Source organism: Flavobacterium akiainvivens, from assembly GCF_001278115.1.
In the GTDB taxonomy this organism is placed as follows: domain Bacteria; phylum Bacteroidota; class Bacteroidia; order Flavobacteriales; family Flavobacteriaceae; genus Flavobacterium; species Flavobacterium akiainvivens.
Genome location: NZ_LIYD01000005.1, coordinates 4,436,258 through 4,459,353, shown reverse-complemented (window position 1 = coordinate 4,459,353; position 23,096 = coordinate 4,436,258). Strand labels below are relative to the sequence as shown.

General features: G+C 43.7%; 21 protein-coding genes and 1 pseudogene. 8 read left to right on the top strand and 14 right to left on the bottom strand.

All coding sequences use genetic code 11. The annotated features are described in order from the left end of the window. Positions 1–4: 4 nt before the first annotated feature. Positions 5–1,405 carry a di-heme oxidoreductase family protein gene (locus AM279_RS20115; protein WP_054409913.1) on the bottom strand — a complete coding sequence of 467 codons (1,401 nt, stop codon included), beginning with the start codon at positions 1,403–1,405 and terminating at the stop codon, positions 5–7. Between the two features lie 70 nt (positions 1,406–1,475). After that, positions 1,476–2,669, bottom strand: a complete 1,194-nt coding sequence (locus AM279_RS20110; RefSeq protein ID WP_054409911.1) for an imelysin family protein — start codon at positions 2,667–2,669, stop codon at positions 1,476–1,478. Between the two features lie 159 nt (positions 2,670–2,828). Between AM279_RS20110 and AM279_RS20105 the strand changes: the two genes are divergently transcribed. The 4 genes from AM279_RS20105 (at position 2,829) to AM279_RS20090 (ending at position 8,570) form a co-directional block, all read left to right on the top strand. Further along, the gene (locus AM279_RS20105) at positions 2,829–3,935 is read left to right on the top strand and encodes an imelysin family protein (protein ID WP_054409909.1); all 1,107 of its coding nucleotides are present in this window, start codon (positions 2,829–2,831) and stop codon (positions 3,933–3,935) included. A gap of 7 nt (positions 3,936–3,942) precedes the next feature. Further along, a complete protein-coding gene (locus AM279_RS20100) occupies positions 3,943–5,307 on the top strand; it encodes an HTTM domain-containing protein (protein ID WP_054409907.1) in 1,365 nt (454 codons plus the stop codon). After that, positions 5,204–7,708, top strand: coding sequence for a TonB-dependent receptor domain-containing protein (locus AM279_RS20095; RefSeq protein WP_236688535.1), 2,505 nt, complete (start codon positions 5,204–5,206; stop codon positions 7,706–7,708). Before AM279_RS20100 ends, AM279_RS20095 begins: the two co-directional genes overlap by 104 nt. Before the next feature lie 217 nt (positions 7,709–7,925). Next, entirely contained in the window at positions 7,926–8,570 is a 645-nt protein-coding gene (locus AM279_RS20090) for a TetR/AcrR family transcriptional regulator (RefSeq protein WP_054409905.1), read from the top strand. Between the two features lie 13 nt (positions 8,571–8,583). Here AM279_RS20090 and AM279_RS20085 read toward each other — a convergent pair whose 3' ends face one another. Continuing rightward, on the bottom strand, positions 8,584–9,555 hold the full coding sequence (locus AM279_RS20085; RefSeq protein WP_054409903.1) for an SDR family NAD(P)-dependent oxidoreductase: 972 nt from the start codon (positions 9,553–9,555) through the stop codon (positions 8,584–8,586). A 223-nt stretch (positions 9,556–9,778) separates the two neighbouring features. Here AM279_RS20085 and AM279_RS20080 point away from each other — a divergent pair, with 223 nt between their 5' ends. Both AM279_RS20080 and AM279_RS20075 read left to right on the top strand, forming a co-directional pair. Further along, positions 9,779–10,621: an SDR family NAD(P)-dependent oxidoreductase gene (locus AM279_RS20080; RefSeq protein WP_054409901.1), complete on the top strand. Its 843-nt coding sequence runs from the start codon at positions 9,779–9,781 to the stop codon at positions 10,619–10,621. Between the two features lie 74 nt (positions 10,622–10,695). Next, positions 10,696–11,616 (top strand): helix-turn-helix domain-containing protein, encoded by a 921-nt coding sequence (locus AM279_RS20075; RefSeq protein WP_054409899.1) that lies wholly within the window; start codon positions 10,696–10,698, stop codon positions 11,614–11,616. Positions 11,617–11,636: 20 nt separating this feature from the next. Here AM279_RS20075 and AM279_RS20070 read toward each other — a convergent pair whose 3' ends face one another. Continuing rightward, on the bottom strand, positions 11,637–13,079 hold the full coding sequence (locus AM279_RS20070; RefSeq protein WP_054409897.1) for an FAD-dependent oxidoreductase: 1,443 nt from the start codon (positions 13,077–13,079) through the stop codon (positions 11,637–11,639). Between the two features lie 117 nt (positions 13,080–13,196). Here AM279_RS20070 and AM279_RS20065 point away from each other — a divergent pair. After that, positions 13,197–13,352, top strand: a pseudogene (locus AM279_RS20065) (helix-turn-helix domain-containing protein); the annotation flags it as partial. Between the two features lie 6 nt (positions 13,353–13,358). Here AM279_RS20065 and AM279_RS20060 read toward each other — a convergent pair. Together AM279_RS20060 and AM279_RS20055 are read right to left on the bottom strand one after the other, a co-directional pair. Then, entirely contained in the window at positions 13,359–13,850 is a 492-nt protein-coding gene (locus tag AM279_RS20060) for a hypothetical protein (RefSeq protein WP_054409895.1), read from the bottom strand. 494 nt (positions 13,851–14,344) lie between these two features. Beyond that, positions 14,345–15,241 (bottom strand): DUF2971 domain-containing protein, encoded by an 897-nt coding sequence (locus tag AM279_RS20055; RefSeq protein WP_054409893.1) that lies wholly within the window; start codon positions 15,239–15,241, stop codon positions 14,345–14,347. Positions 15,242–15,596: 355 nt separating this feature from the next. Here AM279_RS20055 and AM279_RS20050 point away from each other — a divergent pair, with 355 nt between their 5' ends. Next, positions 15,597–15,782 carry a hypothetical protein gene (locus AM279_RS20050; protein ID WP_152926069.1) on the top strand — a complete coding sequence of 62 codons (186 nt, stop codon included), beginning with the start codon at positions 15,597–15,599 and terminating at the stop codon, positions 15,780–15,782. Positions 15,783–15,969: 187 nt separating this feature from the next. Here the strand turns inward: AM279_RS20050 and AM279_RS20045 are convergent, their stop codons facing one another. The 8 genes from AM279_RS20045 to AM279_RS20010 all read right to left on the bottom strand — a co-directional run bounded on the left by AM279_RS20045 (position 15,970) and on the right by AM279_RS20010 (position 23,039). Further along, positions 15,970–16,974: a nucleotidyl transferase AbiEii/AbiGii toxin family protein gene (locus AM279_RS20045; RefSeq protein ID WP_054410440.1), complete on the bottom strand. Its 1,005-nt coding sequence runs from the start codon at positions 16,972–16,974 to the stop codon at positions 15,970–15,972. A gap of 5 nt (positions 16,975–16,979) precedes the next feature. Then, on the bottom strand, positions 16,980–17,591 hold the full coding sequence (locus AM279_RS20040; protein ID WP_054409889.1) for a DUF6088 family protein: 612 nt from the start codon (positions 17,589–17,591) through the stop codon (positions 16,980–16,982). Between the two features lie 540 nt (positions 17,592–18,131). Next, a complete protein-coding gene (locus AM279_RS20035) occupies positions 18,132–18,425 on the bottom strand; it encodes a putative quinol monooxygenase (RefSeq protein WP_054409887.1) in 294 nt (97 codons plus the stop codon). Between the two features lie 39 nt (positions 18,426–18,464). Then, on the bottom strand, positions 18,465–19,355 hold the full coding sequence (locus AM279_RS20030) for an NAD-dependent epimerase/dehydratase family protein (RefSeq protein WP_054409885.1): 891 nt from the start codon (positions 19,353–19,355) through the stop codon (positions 18,465–18,467). 59 nt (positions 19,356–19,414) lie between these two features. Continuing rightward, complete coding sequence (locus tag AM279_RS20025; RefSeq protein WP_054409883.1) at positions 19,415–20,158, bottom strand: SDR family oxidoreductase; 744 nt, start codon at positions 20,156–20,158, stop codon at positions 19,415–19,417. A 19-nt stretch (positions 20,159–20,177) separates the two neighbouring features. Next, positions 20,178–20,978: an SDR family NAD(P)-dependent oxidoreductase gene (locus AM279_RS20020; protein WP_054409881.1), complete on the bottom strand. Its 801-nt coding sequence runs from the start codon at positions 20,976–20,978 to the stop codon at positions 20,178–20,180. Positions 20,979–20,989: 11 nt separating this feature from the next. Next, positions 20,990–22,189, bottom strand: a complete 1,200-nt coding sequence (locus AM279_RS20015) for an NAD(P)-dependent alcohol dehydrogenase (RefSeq protein WP_054409879.1) — start codon at positions 22,187–22,189, stop codon at positions 20,990–20,992. Between the two features lie 214 nt (positions 22,190–22,403). Further along, the gene (locus AM279_RS20010) at positions 22,404–23,039 is read right to left on the bottom strand and encodes an SDR family NAD(P)-dependent oxidoreductase (RefSeq protein ID WP_054409877.1); all 636 of its coding nucleotides are present in this window, start codon (positions 23,037–23,039) and stop codon (positions 22,404–22,406) included. Positions 23,040–23,096 lie beyond the last annotated feature (57 nt).

Sequence of the window (23,096 nt, the reverse complement as noted above, 5' to 3'; positions counted from 1 at the left end):
GTGCTTATAGCGAATCTATAAAGTCTAACAAATCCTGGCGCTCCTGCGGGGTCAGCTGCTTAAAGGCATTTTTAGATTGCTCAGCCTCTCCCCCATGCCATAAAATAGCCTCGGTAACATTGCGCGCACGGCCATCGTGCAACAGCCTGGTGTGCCCGTTAACGGTATTGATAAGGCCTATGCCCCATAGTGGCTGTGTGCGCCATTCGCTGCCGGTGGCAAGATAGTCAGGTGCCCCGTCGGCCAGGCCGGGGCCCATATCATGCAAAAGCATATCGGTATACGGGCGAATGGTTTGGTTACGAAGCCCTTCTATGTAATAACTGTTTCCCGTTTGCATTTTAGGTATATGGCACGCCACACAGTTTAAATCAGTAAATACCTTTTTACCCCTTAGTACGTTTTCAGCATTATAGTTTCGCCTTATGGGTACTGATAGTGTTTGCGAATACAGTACCACGCGGTTAAAGGCTACATCTCCAATTTCGGGGGAGCCGCCATTGGGTATACCGCTTATGTCAAATCCTGTTGGTGCATATTCATCAGGGAATATGGGCGATGTAATGCCTATATCGTTAAGAAATGCCGCGGCTATTTGCTGCCTTATACTGGGCTGGTTGGCTTTCCATCCAAAAAGCCCCATTTTAAGGCTGTTGCTTTCTTTATCATACACATAGTTTGCCCTTCCGGAAATACCGTCACCATCGGCATCAAACTCATCTGCAAAACCTAAATAAGTACTTTGCGGAACGGCCTCAAGCAAGCCCAGGCCTATCATTTGGTTACCCACACGCGGCGATACAAGTAATCCGGATGCCATAGGCCCATAACCAAGGTTATTTATGTGGTATGTAGGCAAAAGCAGTTCTACAACAGTGCCGTCTGCCAGGGTTTCGGTAAGGGTTTGATAGGTTATAGTATAAGTCCCTTTTACATCTACACCCAATAATGCAAGGTCTTGCAACTGGTGCCCATACACAGGATCCGGCAATGCGCCGCCCCAAACATCGGTACCGGCAGTGCTTAAACGTAAAAGCAGGCCTTTACCCATTTCGCCGTCAAAAGCCGGTGGACGGCCACGCCCGTCTTTAAAGTGGCAGGCGCTGCACGATATGGCGTTAAAAAACGGCCCAAGCCCGTCTCGCGCCGTGGTAGATGAAGGCGCCGTTACCCAACTTTGCCTGAATAGCGAATTACCCACCCCAAAATCAACCGACTGGTCTGGCGTTAATGTAGACGATGCAAAGCCAAAAGCTTCGACAGTAGCGTTTATAGCGGTAGAACTGCCACCGCTGTACTGTTCGCCTTCCTCGGCAGACAGCCTTTGGTAATCGCTGTCATCATTACCGCAGGACAGCGCCATGAGCGATAATAAAGTAATGCCTGTATTCCTTAAACTATTCATTTATAAAACAATAAAGAGTGCCGCAAAAGTACGGCACTCTAAATAAAAATAACATAACATTAATCACGTATTATTCAATACCGTTTACAGTAATGCCACTGGCAGTTGCACCGGCAAGCAATTCCTGAGACAGCATGATAAGCTGTGTGTAAGCCACTTTAACTTTAGCACCCTCAGCGCTTGTAGGCCCTCCGCTAATTGCAAGGTCAAACGGGGTTAAAATAGCCTCAATATCATCTTCAGCAGCATCTATAGCGTTTTCAATATCGTTGTACTTGCTGTTGTTTGCCTGTTTTACAAGGTCAGCTAGAGACGGGCCGTCTATATTGCCATACTTGCCTTCATAAACGTTAACTATACCTGCAAAGTTTAGGTAAACATCGCGGTGCGTGTTGTCGCTAAAGCACGAGTGTTCATCTTCCTGGTCGGCATTTTCAAGCGCTACAGACATACGCTCAATTGGCAGTTCAGAACTGCACAGGGTAATTATGCCCAGGTAAATGTTTTGCAGTGCCTCTTCTTCAGGTAGCGCAAGGAACGTGTTCCTGTAGCTTCCGCCTTCAGCCCAAAGGTCTACAAGATACGTAAGGTGGTCTATAAGCAGGTCGGCAGCAGCGTTAAGGTAAGCCCTGCGCCTGTCCTGGTTTTCGGCAGTGCCGCCGTCAACAAAATCAGTATAAGGCCTCTGGCCCGGCAGGTTTGCAGCAGGGGCAGTTATATCCTGGCCCCAAAGCAAAAACTCAATGGCATGGTAACCGGTAGAAATGCTCTTCTCGTCTTCGCCTTCATTAAGCTCTTCAAGAAGCTGTTTTGTAATGGTTGGGTAAAGCTCAGTATTGTTTATAATACCGCCGTTATACTGGGCATCGCTGGCCTGTACATAATCAATATAAGCCTCATCAAGCGGCCATGCATTTATAAGGCCTTCCGGGGCTTCAAAATCCTGGTCGTTATCAATAGGGCCGTTTGCAAAACGGAAAGCCTCGGTAGTGCCATAGCTCTCGCGCGATGTTTTCCAGGCAGCCTTGGCGGCATCAAAAGTAGCTTGGGTTGGGTTAGCGGTAAATGCATTAACGGCCACTTCAAGGCTTTCGGCATCATCAAGCGCATCCTGGTAGTTTTGGTATACTATATCGGCATAGTTTTCTACTACCTGTGCCCTTGTTACATTGTTGTTATTAGTAGCATTGTCATCATCACTACAGGCTGTAATCATAAGGCCTGAAGCTGCAAGTAAAAATAAGCTGGTGGTTACTTTCTTCATCTTTAATCTTATTGTTTATTTAGATTTATTAAAAACAAGGCAAATGTACTTGAATTTTAATAACCGCAAAATGTATGTTAAACTTTTTATGAAAAAATTATTTAGAATAATTACAGATAAAGGTTTTATCTTTATACATTTGCCGCAAATTTCATCAGTATGAAACGCTTCGTTTTGACACTTTCAGTTGTGGCAGGCCTGCTTGCAGGATGCTCTTCTTCAGACAATAACACTACATCGGAAGGTACTTATGACCGTACCGCCCTAATGACAAACTGGGCCGATAATATAATTATTCCATCTTTTGAAGATTACCAGGCTAAGGCCAATGTACTCAACACAAAGGCTGCTGCTTTTGCCCAAAACCATACCCAGCAAACACTTGAAGAGGTAAGAACAGCTTGGCTTGATGCTTACAAGGCGTTTCAGCATGTAGGCATTTTTGATGACCCAAAAGCGTTTGAGCTGCACCTTATAGAAGGCAGTAACACCTACCCTACTGATGTTACCGGTATAAACAATAACATTGCAAGTGGCAACTACAACCTTGCCCAGCCTGTGCAATACACGCGTGAAGGTTTCCCTGCGCTGGATTACCTGCTATATGGCATTGGCGATACCGATAATGGGCTGATTTCTTATTATGAAACCACACCTAATGCACGCCAGTATGTGGCCGACCTTGCCGCACATATAAAATCAGTTGCAGATGCCATTGTGGCCGACTGGAACGGCAGCTACCGCGAAACGTTTATTGCCGGTACGGGTACTGCCGTAAGCGCACCCATAAACCAAACGGTAAACAACTTTGTAAAAAACCTTGAAAAAGACACCCGTACCCCTAAGCTGGGCATACCTGCGGGCCTTTTTAGTAACGGTGTTACTTATGCAGATAAGGTGGAAGCCTACTATAACAACAACGTGAGCAGGCAACTACTTATTGAGGCTCTTACTGCTTCTAAAGACTTTTTTAATGGCAAACATTTTGGCATGTCTGCAAACGGCCCCGGCCTTGGTGCCTATCTTGATGCCGTAAATGCCGTGCGCGAAGGGCAAAACCTCAGCGCTGTTATAAATGCTAAATATGATGCCGCCCTTGCGGCCGTAAACCAGCTCAACAATAGCTTTAGCAGCCAGGTAACGGCTGATAACACTAAGATGGTAAACGCTTACAACGCCGTGCAACAAATAGTTATTGCCGAAAAGCTTGATATGCTACAGGCGCTAAACATAAGCATTGACTATGTAGACGGCGACGGCGATTAATAAGGCCATGCTTACATTCCGTTCATACCTAAACCTGAAAACCGATGCTGCCTCACTGGCTTTTTTCCGTGTGGCATTCGGGCTTATGATGTTTTTCAGCATCATACGGTTTGCCGGTAACGGATGGATAGACAAGTTTTACATTGCCCCGGCATTTCATTTTACATACTTCGGTTTTGGCTGGGTTAAGCCTTTGGGCATTTACACCTACGGCATCTTCATTATTTGCGCCCTATCAGCGCTTATGGTTGCTTTAGGATACCGCTACAGGCTGGGCAGCATACTGTTTTTCCTGAGCTTTACATACATAGAGCTTATGGATAAAACCACATACTTAAACCATTACTATTTTATATCGCTGGTAAGTTTTGTGATGATATTTTTGCCTGCCAACGCCTTCTTCTCATTAGATGCCAAACGGAACCACCTTATAGCAAGTGCTATTGTACCCCGTTACACGGTAGATGTGCTAAAGGTGCTGCTGGCAATCGTCTATTTTTATGCAGGCCTTGCTAAGCTTAATACCGACTGGCTTATAAACGCCATGCCGCTTAAAATATGGCTTACCGGCAACACACACCTGCCACTAATTGGCCCATGGCTGGGTAAACAATGGGTAGCCTACGCCTTTAGTTACATTGGTGCGGTGTATGACCTTTTTATTGTCTTTTTGCTGCTCAACCGCCGCACCCGCCTTTTTGGGTTTGTACTGGTGGTGGTGTTCCATTCGCTTACACGGATATTATTCCCTATCGGGGTATTCCCGTTAGTAATGATTGTTTCATCGCTTATTTTCTTCAGCCCGCAGTTTCACAGGAGGGCGCTTGGGGTAGTGTATAGCATTATCACATTCGGAAAGAAAAAGGCATTGCCAGCATCTATTGTTACGGTCAATAAATATTTTGCCTCAGAGGGCATTGGCTACTTTCTTGCTATTTTTATTGCAATACAGCTTATACTGCCTTTCCGCTACCTGCTCTACCCCGGCGAATTATTCTGGACCGAAGAAGGCTTCCGCTTTTCTTGGCGGGTAATGCTTATGGAAAAGGTCGGGTACGTACAATTCCGCATTGTAGATAGTAAAACCGGCGCTACCGCTTACATAAACAACCGCGATTACCTTACGGCGTTCCAGGAAAAACAAATGTCTTTCCAGCCCGATTTTATACTGGAATATGCACACTACCTGCACGATACTTTTAAAGCTAAAGGCATGGCCGACCCGCAAGTATATGCTGAGAGTTATGTTGCACTAAACGGCCGCCTCAATGCCCCTTACATTAACCCAAACGTTAACCTTGCAAAAGAACATGAATCATTTGCCCATAAAACCTGGATACTGCCGTTTAAAGACACTATTGGCGGGCTTTAGCATACTTTTTTTCCTGAGCCAGCACCTCTCGGCGCAAAGCCATACCGGAGTTGTAGCAGATGAAAACAACGCAGCACTTACCGGCGTACAGGTCATCAACCCTGAAAACGGCACCAGCATATTGACCGGCCCGGATGGCACATTTGTAATTGAAAGCACAAAAGAAAAGCTACACCTGGTATTTTGCAAAGAGGGCTATACCATTATAGAAGAAGATATTACAGCAAGCAAACCGGTTACCATTATATTACAGCAAATTACCGAACTTAACGAAGTGGTTATAGAGCGTAACCGCGAAAAACTGTTTGCCCTTACCCACCTTAAAGATATTGAAGGCGCATCCATCTATGCCGGTAAAAAAACTGAGGTTATAGAAGTAGACAAGCTTACGGCAAACAAGGCGGTAAACAATATGCGCCAGGTATATGCACAGGTGGTGGGGCTAACCTTTAACGAAAATTCAGATGGTGGTTTGCAACTCAATATTGGCGGCCGGGGGCTTAACCCCAACCGCACCAGCAACTTCAACACGCGTCAAAACGGTTATGACATAAGCGCCGATGTTTTGGGTTACCCCGAAAGTTATTACACCCCACCTACCGAGGGTGTTGAACGGATACAGGTTATCCGTGGGGCTGCATCACTGCAATATGGCACACAGTTTGGCGGCCTTGTAAACTTTGTAATGCACAAACCTTCTGCCAAGCCTATTGAAATCACACTCCGCAACACTGCCGGGTCTTACGGCATGTATTCTAACTTTACCAGCCTTAGCGGCACCGCCGGAAAATTTAGCTATTACACCTTTTTCAATTATAAGCAGGGCGATGGTTTCAGGCCCAATGCGCAATACAACAGCCGTAATTTTTTCATTAACCTCAACTACGCGTTTACACCAAAAACATCGCTGCATTTTGATTATACAATGTTTGACTATCTGGCCAAGCAGCCGGGTGGATTAACTGATTATATGTTCAATCAGGACATGTTCCAGAGCAACCGCACACGTAACTGGTTTGATGTAAACTGGAACCTGTACAGCCTCCGCTTTAACCACGCCTTTACAGATGATGCCCGTCTTGAAGTGCAGCTCTTTGGCCTTAATGCCAGCCGTAGTGCACTGGGTTACCTTACCAACCGTGTGGCTACCGCCGATGTACCCGGCACAGTGCGCGACCTGATTAAGGGCGAGTTTGTAAACGGGGGTGCAGAGGCTAAATTTCTTCAGCAATATAACCTAAAGGGTCAGAAAAGCGCCTTTATGGTCGGGGCTAAATACTACCGGGCGCGCAATACCGCCACCCAGGGCCCCGGAAGCAGCGACAGCGGGGCTGATTTTAGCTTTGCCAATACTGAGTTCCCCAACTATACCAGCCAGAGCGATTATACCTACCCTAACCAAAATATAGCATTGTTTGCCGAAAATATGTTCCGCCTTTCGCCGGTATTTACCGTTACGCCGGGTATACGCTTTGAAAACATCAGCACAAAGGCTGATGGCTACTGGCGCCGTATTAATACAGACCAGGCGGGCAACGTAATTCTTGATATCCTGGAACAGGAAAACATAGAAAAAAACCGAAACTTCCTGCTGGCCGGCATTGGCTTTAGCTACAAGCCGTCGGCAAAAACAGAATGGTATGCAAACGTATCGCAAAACTACCGTTCGGTTACGTTTAATGATATACGCACTGCCAGCCCCGGCCTTGCCATAGACCCAACCATTACCGATGAAAAGGGCTTTACGTTTGACCTGGGCCTCCGCGGAAAAATAGACGACCGTTTTAGCTTTGACACCAATATTTATGCACTGTACTACAACGACAAAATAGGCGAATACCTGGCTCCTAACCCTAACGGCAGCGCTGCCGTGGTGCGCTACCGCAGCAACATAGGTACAGCGCTTACCTACGGCTGGGAAATGCTGGCCGACTGGAACATAAGCAATACTTTTTTTAAAGAAAATGAAAAATTTTTATGGACAGCCTTTATAAACAACGCCCTTACCGGAAGCGAATATTTACAATCAGATGCTCCTAATATTGAAGGGAATATGGTAGAATTTGTACCGCTTGTAAACCTTAAGGCAGGTACAACCGCAGGCTATGGCAATTTTAAGGCATCGCTACAGCTAACTTATCTTTCAGAACAGTTTACAGACAGCGGAAATACAGTTACCGATGCTAATGACAACACATACGGTATCTTCGGGCAAATACCATCCTATTATGTAGCTGATTTTTCTGCATCTTATACCTGGCGTAATTTTAAACTGGAAGGCAGTATTAATAACTTTACCAACAATTATTACTTTACACGCCGCGCCACAGGCTATCCCGGCCCCGGTATACTACCAAGCGACCCGCGTACTTTTTACGTGACTTTACAGGTAAAACTATAGCTTTCAGTATAATAAAAAATTAAAAAAGCCCCTTTATTCAAGGGGCTTTTTTGTGAGGAGTGACTGGTTAGATTTCTTTTTCACGGACTTTTTTACTCCCTAAATATAACAACGTTGGATGTGGACTGTTTACATTCTGGGGACAAATATAAACAAAGTCACTAAATAGTGACAAAATTTCGTTGTATTTTTGTTTCATAATTATTAACAATAATTAATGACCGATAAAACACCCCCGGGAAGAAACAAAGAACGGAGCAAGCAGCAACTCTTAGATGCAGTTGGCAAGCTTTTGAAAACCGAAGGCTTTACAGGCCTGAAGGTTAACGATATTGCTGCGACCGCAGGACTCGATAAAAAACTCATCTATAAATATTTTGGCAGCCGCGATAACCTGGTTGACGAATATATAAGCTCACTGGATTTTTGGAGTAATGTAAGCCAGGACCAAGCCCCGCCTGTTATTACCGATGGCGGGCAGGATTTTACCAAACACATGCTCTTACAGCAATATGATGTTCTTGACGGTAATGATGAGCTTCAAAAACTTATGATGTGGGGTTTGTATGAAAGCCGTAAATCATTAAAGGCGGTGGCCGATGAGCGCGAAGCCGTGGGAGAAGTACTGCTTACCAATATTACCGACCCGTTTTTTGGCAAGTTTGCTAAAGAATACAGGTCTACCGTAGGCATACTGATTGCCGGCATTTACTACATGAATATGTATGCCGGGGTAAACTGCAACACGTTTTGTGGCATAGATATTACCCAGCCTGAAGGAAAGCAGGATATTAAAAACGCCCTGGTAAACCTGGTAGATTTATTTTATAAAGATATTGAGGCAAAAAAACAGGAAGGGTAAACAGAGGAATTAGTTACGCCTTTTTCTTTAGTGCAAACAATACTAAACCTACACCCAATCCGGCTGCAACGGCCAGGCCTATATTAGCGTTAACAGAGGGCTGCTTGCCATAAACCCGTAGCGGCTCTTTAGAATGGGTTAAAACATTACCGGGGTTGCCATCTTTATCTTTATTGAGCTTCATTTTTAGGCGCACTGCCGCCGAAGCCGTATTAATTACCAACTTGGGAAACATTTTGTAAATAGTAGTAATAGTTGCCGACTTAAAATCCGGGAATGTATCTTTTTTAGGATGTTTTGCCAGCCGCACCATTTTTGCTGCCGTTTCACGCGGGTCAGACGCTATTGGGGGGATAGACAAACTAAACCCTGAGTATTTTGCGGAGTGTAGGTTGCCTGTTGAGTTTTGAAGTTGAGGGTACAGGTTACAGATGTGTATGTGCCTCCTGTTAGAAATCTCGCCCTGAAGGCATTCCATCATACCTCTTATACCATACTTTGTAGCAGAATATACCGCGCTGTACGGTGCAGGCATAAACCCGCCAATAGATACATTGTTTATCAGGATGCCCTCATTCTGTTCTTTAAAGATTTTGAGGGCGTTGTAAGCCCCATGCATGTAGCCAAACAGGTTGGTTTTAATTACCTGTTCGTGTATTTCCATGGGTATTTCTTCAAACTTGCCACTGGCCATCACACCTGCATTATTTATCCATACATCAATCCTGCCGTTAATTTGCAACGCCTCTCCCACTACTCTTTCGACATCCTGCTCTACAGACATATCGGCCGAAACACCTATGGCAGTAGCATTTAAGCTACGGCAAACTTCAACCACTTCGTCTATTCCTTTTTGTCCCCTGGCAACAATTACTACATTAGCGCCCAGTTGTGCAAAAGCTTCGGCAGCGGCACGGCCCACACCACTACTGGCCCCGGTAATTACTACTGTTTTATCCAGAAAACTGCGTTTTATATTTTCCATAATATATTCTTTTTTTAAAGAATTGCATAAGCAAAACTCCTATTGAAGTTACTAATAATAGCCCTATACAAGGCCGTATTTAAGAAAACTTTATCCAACAGCATCAGACTGATAAATCCCTAACTGCACTTTTTCTCATTTAGGCTAAGTCCTCACCCGATTAGGCTACGTGCAGCACACACCACCTGCCGAACTTTGTACTATCAATTTAAAACATATTACAATGTCAGATCAAAAAACAACAGACGGTACAAAAGTTTGGTTTATAACAGGGGCGTCGCGCGGTTTTGGCCGTGTATGGGCCGAAGCAGCACTGAAACGTGGCGATAAAGTAGCCGCCACAGCCCGTAAGCTGGAAAGCATAGCCGCGCTTAACGAACAATTTGGCGAAAACGTACTTACGCTTGAGCTTGATGTTACCAATGCCGCCCAGGCCAAAGAAACTATTGAAAAAGCCCATGCCCACTTCGGCAGGCTGGATATAGTGCTTAACAATGCAGGCTATTCGCTGGTGGGTACTATTGAAGAAGCAAGTGCCAATGATGTTAAGGCCATGTATGATACCAATATTTTTGGCGCACTTGCCGTTATACAGGCAGCTTTACCTTTGCTTAGGCAACAGGGCTATGGCCATATACTGGGCACATCGAGCAATTTGGGGCACGTAACCCTGCCGGTTATTGGCTACTATGCCTCATCTAAATGGGCATTTGAGGCCATACATGAAAGCCTTGCGCTTGAGCTTAAAGACTTCAACATCAAGGTCACTATTATAGAACCGGGCGCTTATGCTACCGAGTTTGGCACGCAGGAATCGCTTAAATTTGCCCCGGGCATGGATATTTATACCGATTATAAAAACAACTTTTTCCAAAGCCTGCAAAATATGGAGCGTGGCAACCCTGATGCTACCCCTAACGGATTGTTTGCCGCTGTAGATGCCGAAAACCCGCCGCTGCGCCTGTCTTTAGGCAGCAACAACCTGGCGTGGGTAAAAGCTGAATATGCCAAACGTATGGCCGAATGGGAAGCCTGGGAAGACGTTGCCAATGCCGCACAGGGATAAAAAACAGAGTCAGTTACTGCAAGGTAACCGGTAGTCAACAGATTATCGGTTACCTTTATATAAATTTCCAGTATATGAAAAAGGAAGAGCATACCCCGCATAACTTTACATCACTTACCGAAGCCGCACGTGCCTTTGGCCTGCCCGAGCCTAACCACCCGCTTATAACCATACTGGGTGCCGAAAGTACGCGCGTGGTAGAACATGACGTTCCGCAGTCGCACATCCTTCATTTTTATAAAATATCATACAAGCCACGCCTTAGCGGTCGCATAAAATACGGCCAGCACTATTATGATTTTGATGAAGGGGGATTACTTTTTGCTGCTCCCGGGCAAATAATTGGTAAAGATGAAAACCACGGTGGTGTGTGCTCACAGTATACCCTGCTTATCCACCCTGACTTTTTACTGTCTTACCCGCTGGCAAAAAAGATAAAGCAGTACGGCTTTTTCTCGTATTCAGCTAATGAGGCACTACACCTTTCTGACAAGGAGAAAGCTGTTATCATTTCAATTTTTGAGATTATTGAAGAAGAACTCAGCAGCCGCCTCGACGATTTTAGCCAGGATGTTATCATCTCGCAAATTGAGCTGCTACTTAATTATGCTAACCGTTTTTATCGCCGCCAGTTTATAACCCGCAAAGCCGTAAGCAACAACCTGCTGCAAAACCTGGAGGAAATTCTGGATGAGTACTTCGGTAACGAACAGTCGCTAAACAGTGGTATACCTACCGTGCAATATCTTGCCGATAAGCTACATATATCGCCGAGTTACCTTAGCGACATGCTGCGTTCGCTTACGGGGCAAAACGCGCAACAACACATACACAACAAGCTGATTGAAAAAGCTAAGGAGCAGCTTTCTGTAACCGATTTATCAGTAAGCCAGATAGCCTACAGCCTGGGGTTTGAGCACCCGCAGTCGTTCAGCAAGCTGTTTAAAACCAAAACCAGCCTTTCACCGGTTGAATTCAGGAGGAGTTTTAATTAACTATGCCACGCCTGCCGTAATTATTTGTTTTCCTTCAGGCAGCGGCCCCGGGGGGCATTTCCTTCTTTAAGCACTATTTCAGAATGCAACAGCCCTGCCGCAGTTGCCGAATCTTTTACTTTAACAGCACTGCGTTTAAGCATTTCAGATTCAAATGCAGCCAATACACTTTTTCGTATACCGGTTTTTATCCACCCTGCAGATTTGCAGCCTTTAGAGATGCTCCTTGCCAGGGCAAGGGCATCGAGCAGTGCCTGGTTTGCGCCCTGCCCCTTGAATGGGCTCATAGGGTGGGCGGCATCTCCTATAAGTGTTATGGAGCCTGCTTTTTCTAATAAATTAGCCGATAGTAATTGCCGGTCGTATACGGGGTATCCTGAAATCCGGGTTTCGGGCGTTGCCGCTACAATCTGGGGTATGGGAGTGTGCCACTGGGTTCTTCGGCAGGCTTCTTCCTTAAGTGGCCCTGATCCGCCCGCGCTTAATGCTGTTGCGGCTGCCTGGGCCATGGGAAAGCTAAGTTGCCACATTACCTCATTTGCCGTATAGGGCATCATATATATACGCTCTTTACCATTTGCGGTCTGGAATACGGTAGCCGAATCCAGCAAAGGGGTATCAATCCCGTCTAATGCTGCCAGGGGGCAAATGCCTAATATAACAATACAGTCCAGGTAGCATAAAGGAGTAGTGCTTTCGCCAATGAGCTGCTTTCGTACTGTACTGCGTATACCGTCTGCACCTACTAAAAGGCCCGCGTGTACATTTTTTATCTCTCCATCTACAAGAAATCGCAGGTTAATGCCGCCACCATCAGCTTCTGTAAAATCAAGCAACTGGTGCCCCCATTGTACGGCATCGTGGCCGCCCAGTTGTTTTAGCAGCGCCAGCCGCAACGATTGACGTGCTATATGCATGTTAGTGCGTTTTTCCGGCAGCTCCGCATTTGAGTCCAGCCACTTTCTTGCGCCCCATTCGCCAATTATTTTCCCTCTCGGGTCATGAACCAGGTGCCGTGTAGAAACTACAGCGTCTTCTAATTGGGAAATGCCTAATGCCTCAATTGCTTTACCTGCCTGTTGCAGCGTAAGCCCGTAGCCTTGTGAGCGTGCATGGAAGTCAGGGTCACGCTCGTATAGGGTAAAAGGGATTCCGCGGTGCAGGCAGGCTACAGCCAGGGCAACTCCGCCTATACCACCGCCTATAATGGCTATGTGCGGGTAGGTTTGCATATCTGGTACAGGAGGGGCGGCGGCAGGGATGAGTCCTGTTCCCCTACAGTTTTGGCATGGGTACAGGTGTGCTTTAGGAAGAACGGATGGCGTGCCTGTTCCATCTGCGGTTTTACATTCGAGGAGCGCCTTACGGTAAAGGAGCTGCGCTTTTTTGCTAAGCCCTTTGCTTTTTTTGCCCTGTCCACGGCATTCCGGACACATGGTCCAGTTTCCTGCTGCATTTTCCATTTCTATTACTTGTGCGGTAAGGGGGCAAATTTAGTATTTTTTGTTTTTATGCTCATCTAAATATAAGTGAAGCCTTTGTAAGTGTAAATCACAGCACCTAACACCACGAGTACATAGGTTATAGAAAAAGCTAAGGAACAACTCTCAGGCACAAGCCTATCGGTTAGTGAAATAGCCTACAGGCTGGGTTTTGAGCATCCACAGTCGTTTAGTAAGCTGTTTAAAAACAAGACCAACCTGTCTCCTGTAGAGTTCAGAAGGAGTTTTAATTAGATAACTTTAGCCCTGATTTCTTTTATCTGATTCTTTCTCATGAATTATTAAACACAAAGAAAGGACAAGTTCAAAGTCTGTAATTTCATCACTGAGTTTAAAATTATCTTCGTTAGTAGGCAAAAAATTTCGGGATTTCAGCCAGTAACCTATTTCCTGCCCGTTTTTTAGGATGCCATACACTTTAAAGGCATTTTCTTTTATGGTGTAGGTATCGTCATGGTAGCTGCCCTCATAATTATGCTTCCAGTATTCAGTTCTTTTAAATGCAACGGGCTTATTTTCACGATTCAAAAAACGTATCGTATAACTGTCCTGTAATAATGTTATGTCACGTATAATTATACTTATTACTATATTAGATTGCTTATCAATCAGCTTTACGCACTCCTGACCACCAACACTGTCAGTTATCGTATAATATAGTTTTTGATTGTCCAGAAAAATGTTTTTCTTCCCAGATAATGAGAAAGTTTTAGATACTATTCTTACATCCATATCTTTAAAATAATCCTGTCTAATCTGCAAGACTGGAATTATTACACTTCTAATATAGTAATTTGAAGAATGTTTACAAGCAAAAAAAATCGTAATTAGAGTTTAGACACTAATTACGATTTTTTATCCGTGACCACAATGGGATTCGAACTTATTTCTGAAAGCCCAGTAAAACCTGGCTATTCCAACATCAATTTTAAAAGTGCCACGAAAGGCGAGAGTCTTATGAATATCTCCTTAAAACACATTAAATAAGTATGTTACGAATGAAATAAACATTATGTTTCATTTCATGCATTTGACACCTGAAATCGGTTATTTTAGACGTGTGTCACAGTGCTTTAACGGCCTCATTCCGATACTATAATTCCCTACAAATGTAATCAATATAATACTCCTCTGATAATTTTAACATCGTATAATTATAGGTAATTGTAATATTATTTGCCTAAGCCAATAATCGTAACTATAGCGCTCTTATCTATCGTCTAATGCTATCCTCGTATAAGCCTAAATTCCTGCGGGTGCTTTTTCATCGGGTACAAGGGTATATTGTTCATGGCTGCAAATTGATATAGTTTTTCCTTTAATTCCTCGTTGTTTGCTTCAAAACGTGTTCCCAGGTAAATGGCAACTGGTTTGGGTACCTGCAACTTTTGCGGAAAATTTTCTGATTGCTTAAAAATCGTTATCCGCCATTCTTGTTCATACTCCCATTCTTTTGATTTGATCAGGCTTGAGGCAACCATCTGTATCGTATTATAGTCCTCAAAAATCCCAATTTTGGGAACCTTAGAACTGTAAATGACAGGCTGGATATATGCTCTGGCAATATCGTTGTCCAATAAGTCGTATTCAATACATATACCTTTATGCTCTTCGGCATAATGACTCCATAACAGCAAGGAATCGTTATTGAGGCTAAAGCTGCAAATACGAAGCTTACGGTTGGTTTCTGATATAATTTCGGACCATCTGTCCTGCACTTTTGATAGCTGCTGCTCCGGTGATAGCTTTAGGGGTATATTCTTGGCGGCACATATCTTTATATACTCTTCATACGGCTTTTGACTCTTGGTTAGTAACCTAATTTCAGCACTGGAAAGCGCTTTATCCGTCATTTGAACGAACAAGTCATGAAAGTCTTGGGAACCGTAGTATTTCCTTAAACATTCGTTGTTGTCAAACTGGATTGAGCATTCAAAAGGATCATTAAGGCTGGCAATTTCGGCCAGCCATATATAATTCTTTTCAAGGATGTCGATTGTCCTTTCCGAGAGTGCCCTGTACTTATAGAAAGATCCCGGGAAATTATTGAGTTTCAACGGTATTGCAGCATCAAAGTTTTCAGCAAGCATCATTTTCCAATATTTATTTTGCCAATTTTTCAATTATGTAATATTTAGGTGTGTAAAGATACTATGACTTTCGGTGTCGTTAACAGTGCTTTTTTATCGTGTTTTTTTCATGCCTTAAAATAAATTTCTAATAGCATTTCATTTGTGCTAAAGTTGAATTGAAAAGTGATTTCTATATAACGACCTGAAATTCAATCAGTTGTATTTTTAAAAAACCTGTCCTATTTTATTTTTCAGGCCTTAGATATTTTCGCTGGCTGTAGCCCTTTTTCATGTTACACCGAAATAAATGTAACTGTTCTTAATTGCTGCAAAATTAGAAATTATAGAACGGTTGAGTTGGAATCAAATGATATTGCCTAATAGTGAAATGAATAAATTAAAAGTTATGTTGGAATATTTAAACCTGCCCAAAATCATTGCTGTAGGTTTGGTGCTTTTTATACCGATGCTGCTGCTAATGCTACTATTAATGTATGGCCCGAAAGACCGCACAAAGTATGCTATGGACGAAATAAGGAAGTTAATCAGGGCTTTTAAAAGCAGCAGCAAACCGTCTAATGGGAGGCCTTGATCGTTGCCGGATGATTTCATTAAAATATTTATCGCATCACAATTCGAAATTGGGAGGTGCAATTAATTTAGACATCCCATGGCTTCGGCAATGCGGCCAGCAAGAAACTACATGTTGCTGGGATTGCATAAGGCTGTGTTGTTTTGCTGCCTATTGAGGTTTATGCCCCTACTGCCATTTATCTAAATTATTCCTCCAGATTCCAATCAAGGGCATTTAGCTGTGCCCGGAAACTGATGATATTCTTTACCAGGTCCTCAAAGGAATGGCTTGTCCCAAATATCATTTGTTCCTGCATGACAGTATAGTCTTTTCTCCATTCGGCTATGATCGCCTCAGGCGGTATACAATTTATGAATTCGGGCTTATGCCTGCTGTAATCGATTCCCCTTAACGGCGTAATGGTGCGCCTATGGGTTACGATTTCCTGGTATAGCGCCTTATTTTCGAGTATATGCGGCCCGTAAACCGTAATTAGCCTGTCGACATCATAAAGGTGCCTGCTCAGGCGTTCCACCCGGATATTCTCTGATGGCTTTTGAAATTCTTCATGTAGCAGGAAGATTTTCTCCAGAAGTGTCCTCTCGGGGTTTACCGTCGCTATTTCAAAGGAGGTATCCGCAAAAGGGAGTGCTGGGAAATGTTTTGCCACAAGGCTAGAGATCGTGCGATGGCTGAAAGGCTCACGTAGGGAACGGCTGCCTATTTCGACGAGCACCCGGGGTTCAATATACTCGTTGTACTCAAAGACATGGGGATAGTAAATTTCTATGATCAGCGGGTCCTGGTCGCTGTCTTTGCTTTCCCTTAGCCTTAGCTCGACGGGGATGCCGTTCTGTTCAAAAAGTTTCGTCAGTTCAGGAAAAAACTCTTCTGATATATATTTATAGGAGGCCCTGCGTAGTTTTCTCACCTGGCTACCGGTCATAGGCCCTTCAAACCCCAGATATTTGCGATCCAGGGCCAAATCAATATCTTCCGAAAAGCGTTCGATTAAATCCCATGCCTTGCTTAATGAAGTCCCACCTTTGAAGACAAGGTGTTCAGCGGGAGTACTGGAGAATAAAAGGTTAAGGGTTGTGGTAACCCACCAGTCTTTCTCCACGGCCTGCGGTGTCATCCCGGTGCGGGCAGCAATTTCAGTATATACTTCAATTTTCTCTTTGTCGGTGAGCTCTAGCCAGTGCTGCATAATGGTTAGGGTTTTAAGGGAAGTGCTTTTCTCATGATCTGTCGTATCCATTCCGGTGCCAATGCGATGTCACGGGCCAGGACTTCAGGTTTTTCTTTTTTGAGGAATTCGATAATTTTTTGTTCTTGTTCCTCGGTCACCTTGTCTTTTTCCAGAACACGCAATGCCTGTATGGCAAGCCCGGTGAGTTCCCCTTCCACAGCAAGGTTTTTTGGGGTGGTTTTTTTAAAGAGGATACTCCTTTTGCCCAACTGTATCTTCCGGGCAGCACCATCAGTCAGGTATACCACGTTCATGGGAACCTGGGTTGATAGCCCGAGCATATTAAGGGCATAAGTACCTGTAGGTAGGATACGTGCCCTGTCTCTTTTGGCAATTGCCTTTGCAATAACCTCTGTTGAAGGGGTCAATGGCTGGCCCAGTAGCTTGCTCATTTCCGGTCGGGTATAGATACCCCTTGCGATTCGGGTAAGTTCTCCTTTGGTTGCGAGTCGTTCCAGTGTCTTGTTAACGGTCTTGGCCACGGCGACGGCAATGAAGTCATCGACAAAAAAAATCCTGCCTCTTCGGTTTTTTTTTATCTTTGCTAAGATCTTATTTTCAATGCTTTCAGTCATGTTGTTAACATTATTATTGTCGCAAATTTAGTAAATATTTGCGACAAAAAATATAATTTTCTTCTTCTTTATCACTACTTGCTTTTTTAGTTAAAAAACTGTACCTTTAGGCTCAAGCGAGGCGGCGCTTGAGGGTTGCGATACTATGCCATCGGGCATCCCTTTAGGGGATGCCCGATGGCTAGAACCTAAGTAAGGGGCATACGGAAGATTAATCTTCCGTATGCCCCTTACTGTAATAATAATGATTTTTTAATTAAGGAGCATCATACTGCTTAAAAAAGCGCTTAATCAACTGAAAATTCTGAATACCGATACAAGTATCCGTCGCGTTGTTGGTTTGATTGCATTTTTGAGTATTCCAAAAACATAAACTGGCTGGCAAAGTAAAAGGCGACAGATGACCCATTTGGGAACTGCTATCCTCGTGAAGAAAAACACAATATTCTTGGACAGCTATGACTGTGAATTAAAGACAGCGGTATTAAGCGCTGCTTTGGGGTAGCCATGGAATTCTCACTAATTAGGATTATCGGCTGATTAGCTTATCTGTGTAAACGTAGAAAGTTGTTTTGGCTGGGTAAGTAAGGGATCAATTTGGGCGACTATCGCGACGATTTCGTCGCTGTCAATATGCTGCTGGAGATGTTCAGGCGAGTCCCAACCGTCTACGATGAGAAATTCGTTATGTTTCTCATTGTCTTGATAGACATTATAAAATTCGCAGCCTTCCTGAGTCGAAGAAGGACCAACAAATGACAGCAAGAGTTCCTTACCTGCCTGCATATTTTCAGGAGTAAAGCTAAATTTTGTTGTTGCAACTATTTTGCTCATAATATTGATTTTAATATATTACTATTAACTACTTTTTTTTTATACTTGTTCTTCCCATGGATATTGTGGCTGGTACCCGAGTACATCCTTTGCTTTTTTATTGGATATAACAGCTTCATTCCCTTCAAAGCTTCTTTTTTTCTCAACATCTGGGAAGTATTGGTTAACCAAGTCTTCTGTAGGCCTACGCATAACCGTTTCGTTATTTCCTATGAAGAATTCATCTTTTCCCCTTTTATCGTACCGTATAGCACATTCAATAGCTTGTGCCGCATCGCGGTTATCAATGTAGGTCCAAACATTCCAAAGGCGAACGGTAGGATCATCTTGCCATGTTTCGAATTTGGGGTATTCTTCGGTATTGATGACGTTTGAAAGCCTTAGGCAAGTAATGCGCAATTGTGGATCATTTAAGCAGAATTGCTTTGCCATTTCCTCACCAAGTACCTTGGTAAGGGAGTAGGCATTATATCCCCTAAGGCGGTAGCTTTCATCCACAGGAAAGTAGGGCGGGTCCGTTTTATCGAAGGGTACGCCCAAGGCGACCTCACTGGCACTCCATACTATATTTTTAATGCCCAGTCTACGGGCTGATTCAAACACATTGTAGGTAGCAAGCATGTTAACCCTGAACTCTTCGCTATCAGTGGTCATGCGCGGATGCGCCATACTTGCAAGGTGCACAATCACATCAAAAGCTTTGGGTTCAGGGTGTCCGTATGCGTCCATATCTTTAGAAGAGAGGGCATCCAGCGCTTGGCCAAAGTCGGTAATATCAGCTTTGATAAATGGTTCTTCCAAAGTATCGGCATAATCTTTATCGATGACAAATACCTCGTAACCCAGTGATTTCAGGTAAGGCACTGCAACACGCCCCACTTTTCCGTGCCCGCCAGTTACGGCTACTCTTTTTCCAATATTCTTTTTCATAGCATTTCTTGTTTTTGATTATTTTAGTTTTACTTTATCATATTTTAGTTAAATAATTTTTACCAATCCTGCTGAGTCGGGGATACGATAATGTCGTTTACCGCAACCCCGTCAGGCTGGCTTAGGACGTAAACCACGGCATTAGCTATTGTTATAGGTTTGATAGCACCTTTGTTGAGTTCTTTAGCTAAAGCGGCTCCGCTTTCGTTGTTTACTTTGTCAGCCCATCCTGTATCGATTACTCCCGGACTTACCATTGAAACTGAAATGTTGTCTTTTACGCCGACTTCTTTCCTAAGACTTTCCGTAATGCCCCTTATAAAGAATTTTGTAGCACTGTAAACTCCCGCAGCCTCGCCAGTATGGATCCCAGCTACCGAACTCATATTGAGTATATGCCCGCTTTTCGAAGCAATCATATCGGGTAGAAATGCTGCAATTGTATGCAGGTAGCCTTTGATATTAGTATCTATCATCTTATTCCAATCGTCAAGTGCCGCATCTTTCCAATATGAAAAAAGCATTAACCCTGCGTTATTGACCAAGTTATCGACTTTGCCAAATTCGGCTTTACAATAAGTGGCGAGTTCAAACATTTGTTTGGCGTCGCTAACATCAGCAATCTTATAGTACGCTTTCCCGCCTGCATTGGTTATATCGTCTACTATTGCTTTTACTTTTTCTTCGGAACGTGCCACTAAGACCACGGTGCCACCTTGAGCGGCCACTTGTTTTGCGCTTTCAGCACCAATTCCTGATGAGGCACCAGTGATTACCGTTACCTTGTTTTCTAATGGTTTCATATTTATAGGTTTTTGATGTTTATTTATTTAACGTAGAGTCAGGATGTGAAATTAACCTGTGGCGTTGTGCTTTTTGCGATTCACTTTGTATCCTGTTAAGCACATCGCCTTCGTATTCCACCTCGTCACTACCATATGCGTATTCATGTCCGCTCATGAGTGCATAATAACCGCGATAGGCGACCTCTGCGGGATCATCTTTTTTCATGGAACCAACCTTTGTCTCTGCCATGTCTGCATTTTTAAAGAAGTTTGTTTCGGTAGCACCCGGCATTAGCAAGGTCATTTTTATATTGGTAGTCTTTATTTCATTGCGTAGCGCATAGAAAAAAGAATTTACAAAGGCTTTACTTGCGCCATAAACAGCCTCATAAGGAATGGGCGCAGTACCAGATACAGAAGATGTCATTAGCACAGATCCTTCATTTCTCCGCACCAGGTCTTTGATAAAAAGTTTAGAAAGGTGTACATAAGAGTCCACATTGAGCCTAATGAGTTCCAGCTCCCTGGCGAGTTCCGTTTTCTGTAAAAAGTCACCACCATAACCCTGACCTGCATTAAGTACTAAAGCGTTAATTATATATCCCTGTTGTTCAACCCAGGCTTTCAGACGTATAATATCATCGTACTTAGAGAGGTCTGCGGCAAAAGTGGTGATAGATACATTAAAAATTGCAAGTTCTTTTTTTGCCGCTTCCAGCTTTTCCTGTCCTCTTGAAACGAGTAAGAGGTCATAGTCGTCTTTTGCAAATAGCTTTGCGAGCTCAAAGCCTATTCCGTTTGATGCCCCTGTAATAAGGGCAAGTTTTTTATTACTCATGTTTTTTTGTTTTATATTGTTGCCGTGTCTATTACATATCGATAGCGGGCCTGTTTATTGGCTACTTTCGCCCATGAATCATTTATTTGCGAGGCTTTTATCACTTCTATTTTTGGTGCTATTTTCTTGTCTGCGCAATAGTTGACTACTTCTTGTGTTTCGGGTATGCCTCCGATAAGGGAATTATTATAATTTACACCCGTTCTTGCGAAGGCGAAAACGTTCAGTGAAAGCTGCTGTCCGACCGGCATTCCCAATTGTGTATAAAACCCGCCTCGCTTCACTACAGTTGCATAAGATTCTATATCATACTGTGCCGGAATTGTTGAAACCATGTAGTCCAGTTTGTGTCTGTAGGGTTTAAGTTTTGCAATATCATCCACTACAATGACTTCCTTGGCACCAAAACCTTTTATGTCATTTACCTTATCAGGTGATGTTGTAAAGGCATATACATCTGCACCTTTTGACACAGCAAGTTTCACTGCCATATGCCCGAGGCCGCCAATACCGGCAATGCCAACCTTATCCCCCCTGTTGAAGTTAGCCCTCATTAATGGCGAGTACGTTGTTACACCGGCGCACATAAGGGGAGCCGCCTCTTCAAGGCTTATATTTTCCGGGATACGAATAGCAAAGTGCTCGTTTACCACAATATTATTGGCATAACCTCCTTGGGTGATTCCGGTTGGTGAACCGCTTTCAGGATTTCCATAGGTGTAAACTGTGGCATTGTTTTCGCAGTTTTGCTCTTCACCGTGTTTGCAGCTCTCACACTTCATACAGCTGCTTACCATACACCCGATACCAGCGCGGTCACCAATCTTAAATTTGGTAACATTCCTACCTACTGCTGCGACAATACCGGCTATTTCATGCCCTGGTACCTGTGGGTATTGCTGTTTTCCCCAATCTCCTTTTAACTGATGAATATCGGAGTGACAGATACTGGCAAATTTTATCTCGATAAGGATATCGTTGTCGCCCACCGGTCTGCGTTCAAATTCCCAAAGGCTTAATATACCGGATGCGTCTTTGGCCGCATACCCCCTAGATTTTATGTTCCCGACAAATGCGCCATTTGCCGCATTTTCACCCGCAAAAAGGCTTAGAGGATTGGCCATTATAAGACCGGCTCCAGCAAGTGCTGTCTGCTGGATAAATTTTCTCATGGAAGCATCACCAGGATTGTTAGAATGTTTGTCGCACATGATTAATTTTTTTTATTTATTCAAAGTTACCGAGGTAAACAGGGCATTAATTATCTAAAAGGTCCAAGTAATTTTTGTTTTCAGTCCAAGACCCTATTTTAAGATGTTTTTGTGATTTGATGTCCGATGAGTGAACTCTCAATAACTCTCAATCCCATGTTACAATCGTGGTATTAAAAAAGCCGCTTATCAGGGATTAGCGGCTTTTGCATTTTTAGTTTTCAGGATAATCAGCTCCCAGTGATACCTCTTTCCATGTATCGAAATCGGTTTGTAGTTCCTTTAATTTCACATAAGCGTTGTTAAAGGCAACGGCTCCTAAAAGTAACCTTAACGGCGGGTTTTTATCTTCCACAACGGCTATAATTGCTTTAGCAGCTCTTACCGGGTCGCCAGGTTCATTGCCGCTTATTCCCCTTAAGCTTCCCTTGGTAGCACCTGAGGTATTCTCGTATCCCGCAATCAGCTCATTACTTTCATTAGCGGAACGACCTGCCCAATCAGTACGGAAAGGTCCCGGTTCTACTAATAATACTTTGACACCCAAATCAGCAAGTTCTTTTGAGAGTGCTTCAGAGTAACCTTCCACAGCAAACTTTGTAGCGTTGTAGTATCCAACGCTCGGGAATGACATCAAGCCTCCTATGGAACTGAAATTGACAATAAACCCGCTCTTTTGCTTGCGTAGTATCGGTAATACTTCTCTTGTAAGCCTGTCAAGCCCAAAAAAGTTAATTTCAAACATCTTACGAACTTCTTGTTCATCGCTCTCCTCAATGGCACCAAAGTACCCAATCCCTGCGTTATTTACCAGCACATCAATCCTACCAAAGTAATCTGGATATACCAATTAAATTGACCCCCTCTCGCCAGAGCAAATTGACCCCTTAGAGTTATTGACAAAAAA

What these genes read in the sequence shown, in the direction of transcription:
- AM279_RS20115 (WP_054409913.1), bottom strand. Translation starts at nt 1,405, where the DNA reads ATGAATAGTTTAAGGAATACAGGCATTACTTTATTATCGCTCATGGCG.
- AM279_RS20110 (WP_054409911.1), bottom strand. Translation starts at nt 2,669, where the DNA reads ATGAAGAAAGTAACCACCAGCTTATTTTTACTTGCAGCTTCAGGCCTT.
- AM279_RS20105 (WP_054409909.1), top strand. Translation starts at nt 2,829, where the DNA reads ATGAAACGCTTCGTTTTGACACTTTCAGTTGTGGCAGGCCTGCTTGCA.
- AM279_RS20100 (WP_054409907.1), top strand. Translation starts at nt 3,943, where the DNA reads ATGCTTACATTCCGTTCATACCTAAACCTGAAAACCGATGCTGCCTCA.
- AM279_RS20095 (WP_236688535.1), top strand. Translation starts at nt 5,204, where the DNA reads ATGCCCCTTACATTAACCCAAACGTTAACCTTGCAAAAGAACATGAAT.
- AM279_RS20090 (WP_054409905.1), top strand. Translation starts at nt 7,926, where the DNA reads ATGACCGATAAAACACCCCCGGGAAGAAACAAAGAACGGAGCAAGCAG.
- AM279_RS20085 (WP_054409903.1), bottom strand. Translation starts at nt 9,555, where the DNA reads ATGGAAAATATAAAACGCAGTTTTCTGGATAAAACAGTAGTAATTACC.
- AM279_RS20080 (WP_054409901.1), top strand. Translation starts at nt 9,779, where the DNA reads ATGTCAGATCAAAAAACAACAGACGGTACAAAAGTTTGGTTTATAACA.
- AM279_RS20075 (WP_054409899.1), top strand. Translation starts at nt 10,696, where the DNA reads ATGAAAAAGGAAGAGCATACCCCGCATAACTTTACATCACTTACCGAA.
- AM279_RS20070 (WP_054409897.1), bottom strand. Translation starts at nt 13,079, where the DNA reads ATGGAAAATGCAGCAGGAAACTGGACCATGTGTCCGGAATGCCGTGGA.
- AM279_RS20060 (WP_054409895.1), bottom strand. Translation starts at nt 13,850, where the DNA reads ATGGATGTAAGAATAGTATCTAAAACTTTCTCATTATCTGGGAAGAAA.
- AM279_RS20050 (WP_152926069.1), top strand. Translation starts at nt 15,597, where the DNA reads ATGTTGGAATATTTAAACCTGCCCAAAATCATTGCTGTAGGTTTGGTG.
- AM279_RS20045 (WP_054410440.1), bottom strand. Translation starts at nt 16,974, where the DNA reads ATGCAGCACTGGCTAGAGCTCACCGACAAAGAGAAAATTGAAGTATAT.
- AM279_RS20040 (WP_054409889.1), bottom strand. Translation starts at nt 17,591, where the DNA reads ATGACTGAAAGCATTGAAAATAAGATCTTAGCAAAGATAAAAAAAAAC.
- AM279_RS20035 (WP_054409887.1), bottom strand. Translation starts at nt 18,425, where the DNA reads ATGAGCAAAATAGTTGCAACAACAAAATTTAGCTTTACTCCTGAAAAT.
- AM279_RS20030 (WP_054409885.1), bottom strand. Translation starts at nt 19,355, where the DNA reads ATGAAAAAGAATATTGGAAAAAGAGTAGCCGTAACTGGCGGGCACGGA.
- AM279_RS20025 (WP_054409883.1), bottom strand. Translation starts at nt 20,158, where the DNA reads ATGAAACCATTAGAAAACAAGGTAACGGTAATCACTGGTGCCTCATCA.
- AM279_RS20020 (WP_054409881.1), bottom strand. Translation starts at nt 20,978, where the DNA reads ATGAGTAATAAAAAACTTGCCCTTATTACAGGGGCATCAAACGGAATA.
- AM279_RS20015 (WP_054409879.1), bottom strand. Translation starts at nt 22,189, where the DNA reads ATGTGCGACAAACATTCTAACAATCCTGGTGATGCTTCCATGAGAAAA.